14 protein-coding genes are annotated in these 17,781 nt (G+C 33.0%); 6 read left to right on the top strand and 8 right to left on the bottom strand.

All coding sequences use genetic code 11. The features are described 5' to 3' along the window. Positions 1–120: 120 nt before the first annotated feature. From ABWU24_RS00740 to ABWU24_RS00715, 6 genes are all read left to right on the top strand, one after another. A complete protein-coding gene (locus ABWU24_RS00740) occupies positions 121–777 on the top strand; it encodes a RadC family protein (RefSeq protein ID WP_006280787.1) in 657 nt (218 codons plus the stop codon). Between the two features lie 100 nt (positions 778–877). Beyond that, positions 878–2,011, top strand: a complete 1,134-nt coding sequence (locus tag ABWU24_RS00735; RefSeq protein WP_341815917.1) for a hypothetical protein — start codon at positions 878–880, stop codon at positions 2,009–2,011. A 75-nt stretch (positions 2,012–2,086) separates the two neighbouring features. Beyond that, a complete protein-coding gene (locus tag ABWU24_RS00730) occupies positions 2,087–2,995 on the top strand; it encodes a helix-turn-helix domain-containing protein (protein ID WP_006280075.1) in 909 nt (302 codons plus the stop codon). A gap of 25 nt (positions 2,996–3,020) precedes the next feature. Next, positions 3,021–3,932, top strand: coding sequence for a helix-turn-helix domain-containing protein (locus ABWU24_RS00725; protein WP_010962716.1), 912 nt, complete (start codon positions 3,021–3,023; stop codon positions 3,930–3,932). 483 nt (positions 3,933–4,415) lie between these two features. Continuing rightward, positions 4,416–5,330: a DMT family transporter gene (locus tag ABWU24_RS00720; protein WP_006280073.1), complete on the top strand. Its 915-nt coding sequence runs from the start codon at positions 4,416–4,418 to the stop codon at positions 5,328–5,330. Between the two features lie 64 nt (positions 5,331–5,394). Continuing rightward, the gene (locus tag ABWU24_RS00715) at positions 5,395–6,702 is read left to right on the top strand and encodes a UDP-glucose dehydrogenase family protein (protein WP_006280072.1); all 1,308 of its coding nucleotides are present in this window, start codon (positions 5,395–5,397) and stop codon (positions 6,700–6,702) included. A gap of 17 nt (positions 6,703–6,719) precedes the next feature. Here ABWU24_RS00715 and ABWU24_RS00710 read toward each other — a convergent pair whose 3' ends face one another. From ABWU24_RS00710 to ABWU24_RS00675, 8 genes are all read right to left on the bottom strand, one after another. After that, the gene (locus tag ABWU24_RS00710) at positions 6,720–7,865 is read right to left on the bottom strand and encodes an MFS transporter (RefSeq protein ID WP_341815983.1); all 1,146 of its coding nucleotides are present in this window, start codon (positions 7,863–7,865) and stop codon (positions 6,720–6,722) included. Between the two features lie 127 nt (positions 7,866–7,992). Further along, complete coding sequence (locus ABWU24_RS00705) at positions 7,993–9,045, bottom strand: threonine aldolase family protein (RefSeq protein ID WP_341815984.1); 1,053 nt, start codon at positions 9,043–9,045, stop codon at positions 7,993–7,995. After that, positions 9,042–10,091: a threonine aldolase family protein gene (locus ABWU24_RS00700; RefSeq protein ID WP_006280069.1), complete on the bottom strand. Its 1,050-nt coding sequence runs from the start codon at positions 10,089–10,091 to the stop codon at positions 9,042–9,044. The genes ABWU24_RS00705 and ABWU24_RS00700 overlap by 4 nt, the downstream gene beginning before the upstream one ends. 1 nt (position 10,092) lies before the next feature. Continuing rightward, on the bottom strand, positions 10,093–11,868 hold the full coding sequence (locus ABWU24_RS00695) for an ABC transporter ATP-binding protein (RefSeq protein WP_006280068.1): 1,776 nt from the start codon (positions 11,866–11,868) through the stop codon (positions 10,093–10,095). Next, entirely contained in the window at positions 11,869–12,858 is a 990-nt protein-coding gene (locus tag ABWU24_RS00690; RefSeq protein ID WP_341815985.1) for a phytanoyl-CoA dioxygenase family protein, read from the bottom strand. A gap of 3 nt (positions 12,859–12,861) precedes the next feature. Beyond that, positions 12,862–14,556, bottom strand: coding sequence for a WG repeat-containing protein (locus ABWU24_RS00685; RefSeq protein ID WP_341815986.1), 1,695 nt, complete (start codon positions 14,554–14,556; stop codon positions 12,862–12,864). Then, complete coding sequence (locus tag ABWU24_RS00680; RefSeq protein WP_006280065.1) at positions 14,517–16,853, bottom strand: glycosyltransferase; 2,337 nt, start codon at positions 16,851–16,853, stop codon at positions 14,517–14,519. The genes ABWU24_RS00685 and ABWU24_RS00680 overlap by 40 nt, the downstream gene beginning before the upstream one ends. Beyond that, positions 16,810–17,769, bottom strand: coding sequence for an NAD-dependent epimerase/dehydratase family protein (locus ABWU24_RS00675; protein WP_006280064.1), 960 nt, complete (start codon positions 17,767–17,769; stop codon positions 16,810–16,812). Before ABWU24_RS00675 ends, ABWU24_RS00680 begins: the two co-directional genes overlap by 44 nt. Positions 17,770–17,781: the final 12 nt, after the last annotated feature.

The raw sequence follows: 17,781 nt of genomic DNA, 5'->3' as shown, positions 1-17,781 counted from the left end.
AGTAAAAAAGATTGAGAAATTGATTTGACTTCACTCGAAAGCTATGGCTTTATGCCAATGCTGATAAAAAACAGCAGTAAATATCTAAAAAAAGTTTGTTGTTAGTGAAAGGTAAATTATATGAATAAAAGTAAAGAAGAAATCGAATTCAGAATATTAGAAAGCAAAGGCAAAGCACTACTTGATCGTGAAATAATGGAAACGTTTCTAAGTGCAGTACATGAAAGCCCACAGGCTCAAGAAATTGCTAAAAATTTGGTGAATACTTATACAGGAGTAGGAAGGATTTTAGGTAGAGAAATGGATGACCTGAAAGTTATAGAAGGAGTAACTGATTCTGCAGTAGCAATGATTATGTGTGTTAAGGAAACACTAGAAAGGGTACTGAAAGAAAAGCTTAAGAGTGAGCCAATCATGGACTTACAAGGGATAGTAGAGTACTTAAACGTAAGTATAGGCCACTCAGAAAGGGAATGTGTAAAAATACTGTACTTGAATAAAAGGCGTCAACTAATTGGAGAAGAATCCTATATTGGTGAAATGGAAAAAGCACCAGTATACATAAAGGAAATTACAAGAAAGGCATTAATGAAAAATGCAACATCAATAATAATGTCACATAACCATCCTGGAGGGAGCTTAGAGCCATCAGAAGAAGATCAAGCAGTAACGAAGAGCTTAGCAGCAGCATGTAGTACTGTAAGCGTAAAATTGTTTGACCATATTATCATCACAAGTGGAGGCTATTTCAGCTTTCGAGAAAATGGATTGTTATAGTAGAAAGTATTTGCAAATCTACTCATTATAATTTATAATGAGTAGTAAGATGTATAAAGTTTATTGTACGCTTAAAAAGTATTTTTAATATGAGGTTTATATGACTAGTAAAGATCGGAATAAAAAGACTAATGTTAATCACAAGAAAATATTTGGTGCTCTTGAAGGCGTTGATATAAAGCAGTCTAAATTTGTGAGTAAAATTAATAACCAGAAGGAGATAAACCGGGAGGCCTCCCCTAGCAGAAACATTCGCGAAAACAAAATCAACTACGGGAAAAGCCTTGACTATGTTTATGGCACAAAACCTTTAAATGATCAAGCAGAAGATTTAAATCCATTTGCTTCAAATTTGCAAAAAATAAAACCAAGTGCAAGCGAAAGTGAAAAGTTGAGCTGGTTTAAGAGTGCTGTAGTAGAGACAAAAAACGTAAATGCATTGCATAAAGTTATAGAGCAAGTATTAGCCTCTGGAGCAAGAGTAAATGCATGTAATGATGGGGAGTGGAGCTTCGCAGAATACATGATATTGGGCACACACTTTCACAGATTAGAAAAAAGTGATCGAAAAAAGATAATGCGTAAGCTAATGCTAAGTGGTGCAGAGTTTCATGATACTCTACTACAGAATAAACTGATAGGTGAAATCTATAATGAGCTACAACCAGAAGTTCAGCCACAGATAGATGAGAGACTAGAAGAACTAGAGAAAGCTGGCGAAAGTGCTGTGCAAGAAGGAGAATTAATAGATGTTGAGATAGATAATACAACATCGTACATAGAGTTTTCTGGGAATAGCAAGGTAGAGGTAGCCAAAATACTGAGAGAGTTAGGGAGTAACATTTTAAAAATGGGTAATAATGCAGTTGAGATCAGAAGGGAGGAAGGAGGTGCAAGAAATTACGTTGATGTATCAGATGGTAGCTCCGTTGTGTTAGAATTGCCTACAAGCCTTGGTAAGCTAAATATTGTATTGTACCAGGACGTAAAAAACTGCAGTCAGGTACAAGTAAAAGTAGCGGATAAGGAAATGTGGGCTGAATTACAAAAAAGAGGAGAAGAAATTGGAAAAAATTGCCTTTTTGGGGGAGTGAAACTTAAGAAAGTGGTAGAAAGAGGTAATTTCACTAGGTGCGGCATATGGAGTGAAAAGCAGAAGGAAGTAAGTGAAAAATTGTTTTCATGGGCAGACAAAGTACGTGAAAATAGTAAAGAAACTTGTAGGGCACTTTAATTCATCAATTTAAAGGTTCCAGAGTCTGGCTATTATATCTGGAGCCTTTGAGCTATAGTATAAAATATTATATGTATGGTTCTTTTTGTGGAAAAAAGTCTAGATTATAAAGTGGGAGAAAAATTAAAAAGTTGGAGGTTAGAGAGAGGGTATACTCAGAAAGATTTAGCAGAGAAACTTGGTGTAAAGTACTGGGTAATACTTCAATATGAAAAAGGGAATCGTAGAATTTCAATTGAAAGGTTATATGCTATAACTGAGGCACTATCAATCAGTATTACGGATCTAATTCCTATATCAAAAAGCTGTCTTGAAGATGAGGGAGAAGAAATCTTAAATCTAGTAAGAGAATATAAAAAGATTAATGACCAGGAGTTACGTAAGATGTTTTGTTTACTAACCAATTTTGTCCAAGTTAGTGAAAAAAGTAGTAAAAAAGCAGAGAAAATAAAGATTGCAAAAGGTTTGGTTAAAGCAGGAGTTTCTGTTGATATTGTTGCAAAAACAATTGGCCTCTCTGCTGATGAATGCGTTGAAGAAAAAGGAGGTTCTATTTACTGCCAAATAGGAAAGAAGATAAAAGAATGGAGGCTAGTGAGAGAGTATACTCAAAAAGATTTAGTAGAAAAAATGAGTACAACACGTGACGAAATAAGCAACTATGAGCAAGGAAGGACTGCTGTTCCACTTGATAAATTATATGAAATGGCAGAAGCATTATCGATTAATATTACGGATCTACTAATAGAGGAAGGGAGTAAAGTGAAAAATGAGCTACCTGATTTGATTAAAGAATACAAAGAAATTGAGAGCCAAGAACTACGGCATGCACTAATAAAGTCTTTGTTTGAAGGGATACGGATTTGTGAGGAGAAAGTGAGAGAGATAGAAAGGATTAAAGTTGCAAAGGATTTAGTAAAAGGGGGAATTTCTATTGATATTATTTTGCAAATAATCGGTTTATCCGTTGATCAAATTGCATGAAAATTTATTTCTAAGTAAGGTATATATGTTTGTTTCTGTAAGCGATATTAGTTCTATAAGCTACAAAATAGGACAAAAAATAGAAGATAGCAGGTTAATGCGAGGGCATACTCAAGTAGAATTGGCAAGTGAAATAGGTTTAACATACCAAGAAGTAAACAGCTATGAAAATGGGTATATTCCTATTCCAATTGAAGTACTATATGTAATAGCAAGAGTATTGTCAGTTAATGCTATAGATTTATTACCCGAACCAGTAATAGTAAGGGAAGACAGCTATGAAGACGAGGAAATACTCTATCTAACGAAAATATATGAGAATCAAAAGTTAGGCAAAATAGTACCTTCATTAGTCAGGTTTGTTCATATTAGCGAAAAAATTAATCAAGAAGAGGCAAGGTTGGAAATAGCAAAAAATCTAGTGAAAGAAGGAGTTTCAGTTGACATAATTTCCCAGGCAACCGGCTTATCTATTTACGAGTATGATAATACAGAGAGAGAAATCTGCACTGATTCTATATATTACAGAATAGGGCAAAGAATAAGAGAATGGAGGTTAATAAGAAGGTATACTCAAAAAGATTTAGCGGATAAAGTTGGCGTAACACTCAAGGAAATACATGAATATGAAAGAGGTTATACTACCATACTATTTGATAAATTATATGAAATAGCAGGAGCATTATCAGTAAATATTAAAGTCTTGCTACCTGAAACGAGAGAAAGTAAAAAGCTATTGAGTTTAATAAACGAGTACAGAGAACCGGAATCATTAGATGCGTTAGTCAAATCTCTATCTGAAGATATGAAAAGCGGCAAGGAAAAAGTTAAAAAAGCAGAGAAAATCAGGGTTGCGAAAAATCTAGCAAAGGCAGGTGTTGCAATTGATATTATTGTGCGAGCAAGTGGCCTAACTGCTGATGAGTGTGAAAATTGAATTGTGTTAAAGACGGTACTGAGAAACATTATATTAAGATATAAGTAAAGATGGTTACGTATTTAATACATCTATTCTGAAAATTTGTTTAGCTGACTCAACTGAAGCATTTTCGTAAAGTTTTGCTGCTAATTTGCTTGTTTGATAACTTTCTTTAACGTCTTCACAGCTAACACTGAAAACACATATTGCTAATGCTAGCAGAGAAGCTAGTTGGTAAAATTGCCACAGCCGTCAGTACTCCCGATTACTTTTCCTGATAATGTGATAGTATTCGCAAGTATTATCATATATTACAAAAAAATCAGTTAGCATTTCTGTTTATTAAAATTATACAATAAAGCTGCACTTTATATAATACTTCTCAAATCATTTCTACTAAATATTTATGAATATGGTTAAACAGTAGATAGAGGAAAACTTGTCTAGTATTGATCTTTTTTATAGTAAAGTTATCTCATAAAATATTAAATTGGGAGTTTTATGGATCACAGATTAAGAGCTTATTTGCTTGGAGTTACCTGGTTTATACTCAGTTTACTTAGTAGTGTAGCTAATGATACTATATCAAAATATCTAAGTTTACATCTCCAAAGTTTTGAAGTAATCTTTTTCCGCTTTTTATTTAGCACTATTACCCTTGTACCTTTTATGCTTTACTATGGAAGAGAAGCTTTTAAAACAAGTCAAATATCTATTCAGATAACTAGAGGAGTATTGTTATTTGTTGGAATAACCTTGTGGACCTATGGGTTAGCTATTTTTCCCATAGTAACTGCAACAATTATAAGTTTTTCTATACCATTATTTGTTATACTTCTTGCAATCCCTTTACTAAATGAAAATATAATTTGGCAAAGATGGTCAGTAACTGTTATTGGCTTTGTTGGTATTGCTATTACTACCAAAGCTTATAGTGAAGACTTTAATCCTAAAATTCTTATTTTTATTGTATCTACATTAATCTTTGCTATATTAGACATACTTAATAAGAAACTCGCAATAAAAGAGTCCGTAATAAGTATGTTATTTTATTCAGCTCTAACAACAACTATTTTTTCCACTGTGCCTTTGCTGTTTTATTGGCATTTGCCTTCCTTGTTAGAATTAGTATTACTACTGATTTTGGGAATTAATTCAAATCTAATTCTGTTCTTCACATTAAAAGCTTTTACTCTTGCAGATGCTACTGCACTTGCACCATATAGATACATAGAGCTAATAATTTCTGCAATAGTAACATATGTTATGTTTAATGAGTTGCCTGATAAAAGTGCTTTGTATGGTATTTTAATATTAATACCATCGACTTTGTTTATAGTTTATTCAGAAAGTAAAGTAATTAAGAAAAATAATGTATGCAACGCTAGAGTAAAAATTTATGACTCTAATTGTTAATGATGTTCTTTTTAAATGTTTAAGCAGTTGAGCTACATTAGGATATTTTTAAGGTGATGACAAGATGTATATAACCATTATAGGAATAGGGTATGTAGGTTTAGTATCTTGTGCAATGTTATCAGAGCAGGGTCATAACGTTGATTGCATTGACATAAATACTAAGAAGATTGAGTTATTGAAATTAGGAAAAATTCCTATATATGAGCCTGGATTAGCAGACTATTTAGAGAATAATATAAAGTTACAAAGGATAAGATTCTTCGATTCGTATTCTCAAATAAATCCCAACACAGAAGTAGTGTTTGTAACTGTAGATACTCCATCAGACTCCCTAGGAAATGCAAATTTACAGAATGTATATAATGCAGTAAGTGAAGTTTCTGAGAGAGTTAATCAAGATTGCTTAATAGTGATAAAGTCAACTGTTCCTCCTGGTACTGCAGAAAATATATATAATTATTTATCTAATAAGGGCTATAACTTTGATTTGGGGGTTAATCCAGAGTTTCTCAAGCAAGGCTCTGCAGTATCAGATTTTTTATACCCAGATAGGATAATAATAGGAGTAAAAACTAAGCTAGCTAGAGCAAAACTAGAAGTTATATATAGATCATTTATAGATAAGAATATTCCGTTAATAGTCACTGATACAGTTACTGCTGAAATGATTAAATATGCTTCTAATGCTTTTCTAGCAACAAAGGTTGCTTTTATCAATGAGATGGCAGGTTTATGTGAGCTATTAGGAGCAGACATTGACCTTTTAGCTAACAGTATGGGAATGGACCATAGAATAGGTAAGGAATTTCTCAAAGCTGGTCCAGGATTTGGAGGATCATGTTTTCCTAAAGATTTGTCAGCTTTAATAAGGCTTGCTGAAGATCACAATGTCAAGCTACAAATTTTAAATTCAGTTAAGGAATCTAACTATAATCATATAACAAACATTGCTAAAAAGGTAGAATATGTATTAAATGGAGTCCAAAATAAAAAAATAGCAATATGGGGGCTAACTTTTAAGTCTGGTACTGATGATGTAAGAAATAGCCCAGCTATAGATATTGCACAATTGTTAGTGAATAACAAGGCTAAAATTACTGCATATGACCCAATGGGGATGGATAATGCTAGGCAAGTTCTAAAGGATATAGAATACGCGGACAATGCTATAGGGGCTGCAAGGGACGCGGAAGCCTTGTTATTGTTAACGGAGTGGAAAGAATTTAAAAATCAAGATTTTGCAAGTTTAAAGAGTATTATGGCTGCACCTAATGTTTTTGATTTCCGTAATTTATTAGATAGCGAGCTATTACTAAGATATGGTTACCATGTTTATTCCTTGGGTAAAAAATCTATCTACAAAGTTTAACTGTTGAGAAATTTTTTTTACACCGCTTTACTTAGTTTTTTTAGATCTTTGCTTGATAGTATGGAAAAGCAAACGAGTGCAACAACAGAGCAAATGGAAAAAAATGAAAACATAATACTGTTACCACAGTGCTTAACAAGTACTCCTAAGAGCACGCATGAAAATATTGAACTTGCAATATACCCAAATAATCCTGTTAAGCTTACAATTGCACATACATTATTTTGTGGAGCAATTTCTACAGCTATAACACCTGTCAGTACTTGCACTCCAAATATAAAGAATCCTGATAAGATTGCACCAAGGTTCATAAGAATTATGTTTTGACCAAAGTTCATTGCAATAAAAGTGAGTGCTATACCCAACATATAAAGTGATGCCAGCAAGCTTCTATTTTGAAAGAAGTACATATCACTAATTCTTCCTGTTATTAAAGTTCCAAGGATTCCACCTAAATCATATACGCCTGTTATTAGTGAGGATTGTACAAGAGAAATTTGTAATTTATTCTTTAAAATTATAGGAAACCAAAAGAAGATTCCCATTTTTATAATATAAGCACAAAAAGTAGCACAACATAGAAACCATATGGAACTTGTTACCTTGATACCTATTTGAGATTTCTGCACCTTATAATAGGTAGTAAAGTTGGCACTTTCTTTGTAATATGCCTTTAATATTATATAAATTCCAAAAAGTAAGCATAAGAAACCAGAGTACAAAAATGCACTTTTTGCATTATATATTTTAATTATACTTGGTAATACAATTAAAGTAATACAAGAACCAAGTTGCTGAGATGCGCTCATAACTCCCCATGATGATGCAATTGAAAAGATGCTAGAGTTTGTAACCATAAACTTGGTAATAGCTGGCCAACCTAACCCTTGTGTCCAAGCTAATAATATTAATGTTAACAGTAATAAAGTTAGATTATTATATGATAAAGTTATACCAATGGTTAATAATCCAGTTGCAATATTGCATAGCCCAAACATAAATAATGGATTATTTTTGGAGTCCATGATTATTCCATTAACAAATTTTGATACTCCATAAAAAAAAGAAAAGCAGGCAAAAAAATAGCTTAATTTTACATGGTCAGTATCTATTAACAGTGGTAGAGCAATTGGTATACTTTGTCTTGATAAATAAAGCAGCATATATCCACAGAAGAATAGTAAATATTGAAAGAAGACAAAGTTCACACCTATTCCCAAATAGCTCTATGCAGATGCTAGCATAATACTATATTGGTATAATATTGTTTGACAAGAAGTTTGCAAACAATTAGTGCAGAAAATTACTTAGTATCTTTCTTATAGCAGATACAGTAGTATTAATATCTTCATAGCTTATATCTCTATGTGTTATAGCTCTGATTTTACCTTTGATGTTAGCCATTCTAATTCCATAATTTGTCATTAGTACGTTTATTAATTCTTGAGTAGATATACAATTAGTACGTAATGAAAAATACGCTATATTAGTTTTATACAGGTCGATATCAATTATAACTTGATCTATGGAGTCTAGGCCTTCTATAAGGTGCTGCATTTTTTTATGATCTTCTTCTAAAGAATTTACATTATTACGTAGAGCATATAAACATGCAGCTGAAATAATGCCAGCTTGGTGCATACCTCCGCCAATTTGAAACTTATAGTACCAAGCTTTTTCAATAAAATCTTCACTTCCAAGCAATATTGCACCCATTGGAGCACCTAATCCTTTACTAAAATCAATGAATACCGAATCAAAATAACTTGCATACTCCTTTGGAGATATTTTAGTATGAGCACAAGCGTTGAACAGTCTTGCTCCATCTAAATGAGTGAATACGTCATTCTCTTTGCAGAGACTTGAGATCTCTTGAATATATTCTAAAGGCCACACAGCTCCACCACCAAAATTTGTCGTTTGTTCGATAGAAACAAGCCCAACTCTCGGAATATTTCTTAAACTAGGACGAGTAATAAACTCAACAATTTGTTCTCCAGTAAATATTCCTCTTGTACCTTTGATGGGCAAAGGAGTAGCATGTACCTGGGCTGCGATCAAGCCAGATTGTACTATGAGTGGATGTGAAGTTTCATCAAGCAGCAAGTAATCACCAGGTCTTTGAATGTGTACTTTATAAGCAATTACATTGGACATCGTTCCTGAAATCAAAAAGATTCCTGCAGGTTTACCTAATATTTTACATGCGGTTGCCACTAATTCGTTCACAGTTGGATCTTCACATGCAGCTTCGTTTCCAACTTTTGCTTTAGCCATCGCTTCCCTCATTTTAGCTGAAGGGTCAGTGTTTGAATCGCTAAAGAAATCTATTTTTACTCTCATATTAAATTTAACACAACCTCCTTTATAATTTCAGCAGCTTTCATGATGTCTGTTTCCTTTGTGCCAAGATGGGTAACTGCTCTTATATGAGACTCGAGCCAAGGAAAAAGCAATAAACCATAAGCTTGGCACTTACTCAAGAAAACCTCATTAGTTACATTTAGTGCTTTTATACTAAAGCTTACTATATTAGTTTCTGGATAAGGTAGTACCAGTTTTATGTGTGGAATTTCCTTAATCTTGTCTGCAAACAGTTTGGCGAGTTTATTGTCTTCTTTAAGCCTAGAAATATTGTTCTGTAGTACATACTTTGCTGCATTAGCACAATACCCTATCTGATGATAACCACTACCTAGCCAAACCTGTAGCTTTTTAGCCCTTTCAATTATCTCTCTTTTACCCATAAGCATTGAACCAAAAGGAGCTCCAAGTCCTTTGGTAAAAGAAAAGCTCATTGTATCCACATATTTAGCATAATCTGCTAAAGCAATATTTGTTTCGACATGAGCATTAAATATTCTTGCACCGTCTAAATGAAGATTTACATTGTGAGCTTTTAAAAAGTGATATAACTCGACTTGTTTTTCAAAAGGATAAATTTTACCATTAAACCCGTTTATACTATTTTCTATAGAAACAAGACTCACCTGAGCAAAAATTTTGTACCTTGGCTTAGAATTAATAGCATATTCTACTTCAGCAACATCTAAGATTCCGCTATTATTTCTAATACAATTAAATACGATATTATTTACTTTTGCATTGCCTGCGCTATCGAAAAAATTAACGTGATAATTATAATGAGTTATTAGTTCATCACCAGGACTTGTTTGACTGGCAATGGCTAATCTATTTGCAAGCATACCGCTGGTTGCAAATAATGCTTCTTCTACTTTGAATAATTGTTTGCAATATTCTGATAAGTCATTACAGCTTTTGTCTTCACCATAAGCAAAATCTCCAACAGTTGCATTACTTATTGCATGTATAACGTTGGAGCTCTGCAGAGTTGTAGTGTCACTTCTCAGATCAATAATTTTTTCCATCTTATTTTTTGCCATTCAAACAACCAATTTGAGCATTCCAAAGTTCCTTGTAAAGACCTTGCTTAGAAACTAATTCAGCGTGTTTACCATCTTGGACAATTTTTCCTTTGTTAAATACTAGAATTCGGTCCATATGTAAAAGTGTAGAAATACGGTGTGCTATAGTAATGGTGGTTTTATTTTCCATCAACTTAAATAAACTCATTTGAATTGTTTTCTCTGTTATAGAATCTAACTGACTAGTTGGCTCATCGAAAAATAATATCGGAGCGTTTTTTAGAAATGCTCTCGCTATGATTATTCTTTGTCTTTCCCCTCCAGATAGCTTTATGCCTTTTTCTCCGACTACAGTTTCATATTGATCGGGTAGAGTCATAATGAAATCGTGAATACCAGCCAGCTTTGCAGCTCTTATTATTTCTTCGATAGTAGATTGAAGTTTACCATATATAATATTTGCTAAAATAGTATCATGAAACAACAATGGTTCTTGAGGTATTACAGATATTTGTTGCCTCAAAGAACTCTGTGTAACTTCCGATACTACTTGATTATCAATCTGTATATTACCTTTTTTAACATCAAATAGCCTTATGATTAAGTTTATAAAAGTAGATTTACCACCTCCAGAATAACCAACTAGACCTACCTTTTCGCAAGGATTAATGGTAACTGAAAAATCTTGAAATAATGACTTCTGACCCTCATAAGAAAAAGAAACATTATTAAACGTTATTCTTCCACTTAATAAATTTAATTTTTTAGCATTTTCCTTATCTTGAATTTCTGGTACGGTAGTCAAGATTGGCAATGCATCTGAAACTTTGCCGAAATGAGTAGAAAATTGGGTAAGATTCCTAGTTAGATGGTTAAGAAACTCTATAATCGATATATTAATTCCAAGTACAAGAGCAATATCTCCTATTGCAATCTTGTTCAATTGATAATCATGAATTAAAAAATACAAGTTTACTGCTTGGAGTATATCAAATGAATAGCCATATATAAACCAAAGCCAAAAGTATGCCCATTGTAATTTTCTTTCTGCAATAGTTTTTTTCTTGCATACTTGAAAAAATTTATGCCTCTCATGCGCTTGCCGAGAAAATAACCTTACTGATATAACATTTAAAATACTGTCGGCTATACCCGCTATTACTTGTGAACTTTGTTTAGAATGATCATCGGCTAATCCGGTAAGCACCCGAAAACTGAAAACCGAAATCAAAATAAAAATGTTCACCCAAATGAATGTAGCTATTGCAAACTTTATATTTACTAGTGATAAAGTATAAATAGCCAAGATTAATGCTATACTATAACTAAAGAAACAGTCTATAAGCAGTCTTATTAGCTCTATCACACTATCCATTAAGTTACTGACCTTATATACTAAACTTCCGGATAGGTTGTTTTGATAATAGGAATGGTCTTGCTGAAGCAGCCTGTAAAAAGACATATCAGCTATTTTTTGACGCATTGAGGTAAACATTCGAATGTCAACAAAATAGCCATAGAATCTAAAAGCAGTAGTAATAAGTAATGCCATACAAACATAAGCGCTTACAGGTAATAAAAGATTTTCAATTACATTACCTTCTTGATATTTTACAGCTGTATCTAAGATATTTTTTACTAAATACTTTCTAAAAGATAAATCAACAGCCACTACTAGGGCAACCAGGAACATTACAAGCACATTAAGCTTAAACTTGGATAAGATATTCAAAATGAACACCAATATATACTTGAAACTACCAACTCTACTTTTGTTCATTTATAATGCTAGCTCCACCACATTGACTTTTTTATTGAGAAATACAAGCAGTGAAAACCATAAATTTTTGTATATTTTTCCTGAAATGTCTCCAGCATCATGTAGTGCTGGCGCTTGATTCAGAATAAGTAGCTTATATAAATCTCGCTTAGCTTCAGCAGTGTTGACCTCAGAAATATTTGTAGTTGTGTCTGTAATAAAGGCTAACCAGCTCTTAATAAGTTCTTCCATATTTTTTGTTTTTATACTTTCCTGGCGACGAAATAATGATAAGTATTCTCTCAGTATAAATTCTGTTAATGCACCACAGTTTAATATACCAAAAACTGAAGGCTGAGGTTTTGGCACACAAGGAAGACTTTTATCTTTTACAACCCATCTCGTAACATAAGCAAACCTATCTTTAGCATCTATATTCTTATCACTACCATGCCATAACCGTGAATCAAAAACTATCGCATCTCCTGCTGAAATAGGTAGTGACTTAATTTTATAATTTTCCCGGTTATCCGAGTATTGATCCAAAAAGTATGGATGCCAAAAATCAACTAGAGGCTGTATTTTCCAGTTGTGACTATCTTCTATAACTTGTAGTGCACCTGAAGTTTTATTGACATTATTCAAAGCTAGCCAAACAGAAAAATGATAAGGGTCATTAAAGCTATAAGAGATGTCCTGATGGAAGGGAACTGCATCTATTAAATCAGCAGTTTTACATATAACATTTGATTTTTTCTGCAGTATCTGGCATTGAAGTGACTTTTCAAGATAATTTTTAATAATTTTATCTAATACTTGAGATACAATTCTAGTTACCTGAGATGATGTACCCCATCTTCCAGTGCAGTTTAAATAGTCAGAAGTTGAAACACCTAATTCTTGAGATAACTTTGATATCTTGCTTATTATATCATTTAAAGACTGAGTTATTAACTCTAAAGGAACTAGATTTTTGATAATAAAAAAACCATTTTTTTGCAATGCTTTCATATATTAACACCTAATGTCAATAACTGATAAATAATCTGTTAAAGGTACAATACTAAAAATTTTAAGCCCTTTTACTTGTTTTAGTATTCTTTTCCAATCGCTCAATGTCCTTAGTTTACCCCCTGTTTCAACCATTACATTAATATCTACAGAACCTCCCACTGGGGAGTAGTAATCTAGGATAGTTTCTATCACTAAAACGCGTGGTATTCCTTTATTTTTTACCAATTTTAAATAAGACAATACCTTATTATCATCATAATGCTGCAGAAAGCGGCAAAAGACACCTAATTCATAATTTGTAGCTGATAATTCTTCTTGAGTTATGAGTTTAATTTTTAAATCTTCTACTGCCTGCCTAGGCACTTTATGTTCGTTGTAATAATATAAGCCTATAGAACCTTTATTGTGTATATCAGAATAAGCAAGAAATAAAGAGTGTACGCCAAATAGCAATATATTTTTAGCACCATCTATATTAACCCTAGAATTAAACTCTTTAGTGTCAAACCTGGAATATCCTAGCAATGCTTGGTAAAACGCTATTTTCCTGTCTTCTGATGTTTCTTTCTCCTTAAAAGATTCAAATGAAGATATTGACTCCTGCCTTAATATATCGGCAATTTTTAACCAATTCTTTTCAGCGGCAACCCTTGCCCACATTGCTGCTGCTTTAGGCAAAAATGGTATTTCCTTAAAACACTTACCTTTTGATGATAGTTGCCATAAGTCCTTGTTCTTATCGTAATCAATAAACCCTATTTCCCACAACGCCCTTAACAGCCTTTCTAGATTTGGAACGATAATATTTAACTTTTGAGATAAAACTGGCATAGTTGCAGGTAAGATATTTAACAAATCAAGTTCAATAGCAACATTTGCGAGGTAAGTTTTCCAAAAGGCTGAAAGTTCTGCAGAAATCTTATGCACTTGAGATTCTTTATCTAAATCAAAAATACTAAACTTTACGTTTCCGGTAATATCGATCTGTCCTAATACACCTTCAAAAGTTTCAACTTTTGCCATGCCATTATAGAATGCTTCTACCATTTTAAATCTTTGCCGGTAAACAGGATTGCCATTAATATCTATATGAAACCAGCCATGCTTATCTTCTGCAATAGCAAATCCTTTATGAAAAACATTAAGCTTTTTATACCATTTATTATGTACTAACTTTCCATGATTATTAATATGTGTAGCTTTACCATCTTTATGGACTACAGCGATACCATCCTTAAAATCCCCAACATAATTGTATTCTTGCTCATAAACTCTATTGCCGTTCAAATCAATATGAAAAAACTTATCATGCTTTCTAATCACACAAATATCTTCTTGGTAATTTCCAATCCATTGATACGAATGTTTGTATACTCTACATCCAGATGGATCAATATGGTAATACCCTGTGTCATCTTCTACGGCTGCTCTATTGCAGTAAAATCCAAAAGTTTTTAAAAATCTGTCGCGATAAATTGCTTCTCCCATTGCATCGATGTGATAAGCGCCTGTCTCATCATAAACTGGTGCAAGGCCAGGCTCGTGAAATTTATCAACTCTAATAAATCTATTTTTGTACAAAGGATTTTCTGACAATTGGTGAAACCTTTCACAGGGGGAAACCCTAATAGATTTAAGGTACTTACTATCTTTCATTAATTGACTAATGGTTTTCTCATGTTGCATGTTTTGCATAATTCATAGTTTAAATAATTCTTTTGTAAGTTTAGGTACTCGCTACTTTGCCATATTTCCTCCAGTTTAACTTCATTAACATTGCCAAAATCTCCTAATGTTTTGCGTAGTTCATCTGGAGCACAGCAGGGACTAAACTTGCCTTCATTGTTTATCCATGCTTCTTTACCTAAAAATGGGCACTGACCACCTGGAGCCAAATCCTTGATACCCTCTTGAGAAAGGATCGTAAAATTTTCTAATTTTATCTTTTTACCATTTGGCAATAGCATATTATCCCTAAGTTCATATAACCTTCCCACCTCCGTATTCCATCTACTAATTGCTAATTCATCTCTCCTCATAGATAGATCCTTAATTTCCTTAAAATGTGCCCAAAGATGATGTCCTTTAACTCTATCTATGCCATTTTTTATAGCCATCTCAACTATGTCGTAAAGTTCATGTAAATTACTTTCTAAAAATGTTAATTGTAAAGTAACGGTACACCTTTCACCTGTATCGCTAAAGTATTTATCTCTAACTTCAAGGAAAGTTTTTAAATTTTCTGTCACTACTTCCCATTTTGAACCTTTCATGATTCTTTCATGAGTTTCTTTAGTTGCCCCATTCCAGGAAATCTTAACATCAGATAAAATTGGTACCAATAGTTCAGCCCATTTTCTAGCTCCTTTAATAGGAAAAGAACCATTGGTCGTGAGGTTAAGCTTCAGGCCGAACTCATGGCACAAATTGATTATTTCATCAAAGCTTTTATACATTAAAGGCTCACCCATAGTAGAAGGAATGATTTCCCTTAAAGGTGTTCCATCTGCTTCCTTAATTACCTTCCTGATAGTTTCTATTGACATTATCTTGGGTTTTATCCCTTTAGCTTTCTTCTCCTCTTTAACTTTACTATATGGTGAAAAGCATTCACACATTACACAAGCAAAGTTGCAGTAATCTGGATTAGTATCAAAAGTAATTCTCCAAGGACCAGGTTTTGTAGCCACTGATTTGCCTTTATTTTCAATAACATTACGGTAAATTTTGTTAAGTTTCTCAGTATGCTCACTTATAGAAGGTACATTACCATTTTTAGTATAAAGATAGCCTCTTTGGGTCAGTTCACTGTATAATTCCTGGTCTGTAGATAGGACTTGCATTTTTTCTGACAAACTATTTGTATCTCTATGCTTAAATAATAGTCCGTTTATTCCATCTCTTACATATTCTGCCATGCCACCATAATCAGCCGTTATTACTGGTACACTCAGTTGCTGTGCTTCATGTATTACTAATGGTGAATTTTCACCCCAAATTGAAGGAACAACTATCGCATCAACTTTATTAAATACATCAGTAACTATATTTTTATTGTTATAACTTCCCATCCATTCTATCCTTTCTTTAACAGCATGTGGAAACTGATCGGCAATCGCTTTTAAAGTTTTAGTTTCTTCCCTTGCCGCTCCCCAAATTCTAAGTTTTGCTTTAGATGATAAGCGAGAAAAAGCCTTCAATAATAGGTCAACACCTTTCTCGGGAGTATGAGTACCTATATAACCGAAAATAAACCCTTTTTCTTGCACCCTATTTCTATTCTTAAGACGATTTAGATCAAAACCATAATCAAGATAAGAAATTTTGTTTATCGGAACATTAAAGTCTTGAGTAAATTTATCCATTAAGAATTTTGACGGAGCAATGAAGTAATCTATATAGTCCACTACTTTCTTTGTTTGCTTCATTCTAGTTGCAACCCATTGTTCCCAATAATTTAAGTCTGAATTCAAGAATTCTTCATCTCCTGTAAAATGCCCCTTGTAACATTGGGTTGCACATTTTTGATCCTTCTGTCCATCACAAAGCCGTAACAAATCTTCAGAATTACGTTGAATAAATCTTCCTCTTGGACACATTAACCAAAAATCATGTAGCGTAAAAATTGTAGGTATATTTTCTTTAAAAGCAACTTCTGGTAAAGTAATTGATAGATGATTAAGATGACCAAAATGTATAAGATCTGGTTGAAAGTTATCTATTATTCTTTTAAATTTTATATTTACTTCTTCATTGATAAATTTGTAACGATATTTAGTTGTAGGTATATTAATTAAATTCAGTAAGATCCGGGAATCACTACAGTCCAGAGCTATAGTATAATGGAAATCAGGTAAGAAGCTGTTTTCATGCCTAGTAAATATTTGTACCTCATTATTATTGGCTAGTTCATGGGCAAGAGTTTGGCTGTAAACCTCCGAACCAGCGCTATAATAAGGAGGGTAACCATGAATAACTTTTAATATTTTCATATATTACCATATCTATATTGTTAGGATATTCTTGTGTATTGTTTTGTAGACTTTTTATAAATTTACCTAATCCTACTTTTAATGAATGCTTTGGAGACCAACCAAGTAGCTCTTTAGCTCTAGTAAAATCACCATGGAACTTAGTTACGTCAAAATTTCTTGGAGGATAAAAATCAATTCTAGAATCACTTTCCGTGACTTTTAATATTGTTTTTGCTAAGTTTTCTAAAGTACATGGGCTATTAGTAGTAAGATGAATAGCAGGAAGAGAAGATTTCTCGTTTTGTAAATATTTAACAGTTAAGTATATACCCTCTATAACATCATCCAAATAGGTAAAATCAAAAACACATTCTTTACCTTCTATCCTAATTGGATCGCCTTTCAATGCATTGATACAGAGTGCAGGAATTACTCTACTACTATGATCTAGTAAACCACCATATACATTTGAGAAGCGTAATATTGCTACATTAAAGTTAGAACCTTTTAAATTTATTACTTGTTCTTCAATAAATGCTTTACCTTTGGCGTAATTATTTATTGGGTTGATACTAGCAGACTCTGCAACTGGTAGTTCCTTTTGTTCTCCATATACTTCTCTACTGCTTGCATATATAAACCATGGTTTATTCGGAAGCGACTTGCAGAATTCTAAGAATTGGATTGTACCATCGACATTAACTTTTTGGCACAATTCAGGATAAAGCTCACCATGTATAACTCTAGAAATTGCAGCCAGATGAATAACCCCCGTACACTTAGCGAGTAGCGGCATTATATCTTCTGAAAAAAAACTGAGTGGGTTGTCGCGAAACCTAATATCGCAGCTTATTACTTCATAACCCTGCTTTTCTAACTTTTCTACTAAAGCCGATCCTATCAAACCTGCAGCACCTGTTATTAATATTCCCATGTGTCCCTCTCA

Source organism: Wolbachia endosymbiont (group B) of Hofmannophila pseudospretella, assembly GCF_964028515.1.
Lineage (GTDB): Bacteria > Pseudomonadota > Alphaproteobacteria > Rickettsiales > Anaplasmataceae > Wolbachia.
The sequence above is the reverse complement of the archived record's forward strand: the minus strand, read 5'-3'. Positions and strand labels throughout refer to the sequence as shown.

What these genes read in the sequence shown, in the direction of transcription:
- ABWU24_RS00710 (WP_341815983.1), bottom strand. Translation starts at nt 7,865, where the DNA reads ATGCTGCTTTATTTATCAAGACAAAGTATACCAATTGCTCTACCACTG.
- ABWU24_RS00690 (WP_341815985.1), bottom strand. Translation starts at nt 12,858, where the DNA reads ATGAAAGCATTGCAAAAAAATGGTTTTTTTATTATCAAAAATCTAGTT.
- ABWU24_RS00680 (WP_006280065.1), bottom strand. Translation starts at nt 16,853, where the DNA reads ATGAAAATATTAAAAGTTATTCATGGTTACCCTCCTTATTATAGCGCT.
- ABWU24_RS00685 (WP_341815986.1), bottom strand. Translation starts at nt 14,556, where the DNA reads ATGCAAAACATGCAACATGAGAAAACCATTAGTCAATTAATGAAAGAT.
- ABWU24_RS00730 (WP_006280075.1), top strand. Translation starts at nt 2,087, where the DNA reads ATGGTTCTTTTTGTGGAAAAAAGTCTAGATTATAAAGTGGGAGAAAAA.
- ABWU24_RS00720 (WP_006280073.1), top strand. Translation starts at nt 4,416, where the DNA reads ATGGATCACAGATTAAGAGCTTATTTGCTTGGAGTTACCTGGTTTATA.
- ABWU24_RS00735 (WP_341815917.1), top strand. Translation starts at nt 878, where the DNA reads ATGACTAGTAAAGATCGGAATAAAAAGACTAATGTTAATCACAAGAAA.
- ABWU24_RS00705 (WP_341815984.1), bottom strand. Translation starts at nt 9,045, where the DNA reads ATGAGAGTAAAAATAGATTTCTTTAGCGATTCAAACACTGACCCTTCA.
- ABWU24_RS00700 (WP_006280069.1), bottom strand. Translation starts at nt 10,091, where the DNA reads ATGGAAAAAATTATTGATCTGAGAAGTGACACTACAACTCTGCAGAGC.
- ABWU24_RS00725 (WP_010962716.1), top strand. Translation starts at nt 3,021, where the DNA reads ATGTTTGTTTCTGTAAGCGATATTAGTTCTATAAGCTACAAAATAGGA.
- ABWU24_RS00715 (WP_006280072.1), top strand. Translation starts at nt 5,395, where the DNA reads ATGTATATAACCATTATAGGAATAGGGTATGTAGGTTTAGTATCTTGT.
- ABWU24_RS00675 (WP_006280064.1), bottom strand. Translation starts at nt 17,769, where the DNA reads ATGGGAATATTAATAACAGGTGCTGCAGGTTTGATAGGATCGGCTTTA.
- ABWU24_RS00695 (WP_006280068.1), bottom strand. Translation starts at nt 11,868, where the DNA reads ATGAACAAAAGTAGAGTTGGTAGTTTCAAGTATATATTGGTGTTCATT.
- ABWU24_RS00740 (WP_006280787.1), top strand. Translation starts at nt 121, where the DNA reads ATGAATAAAAGTAAAGAAGAAATCGAATTCAGAATATTAGAAAGCAAA.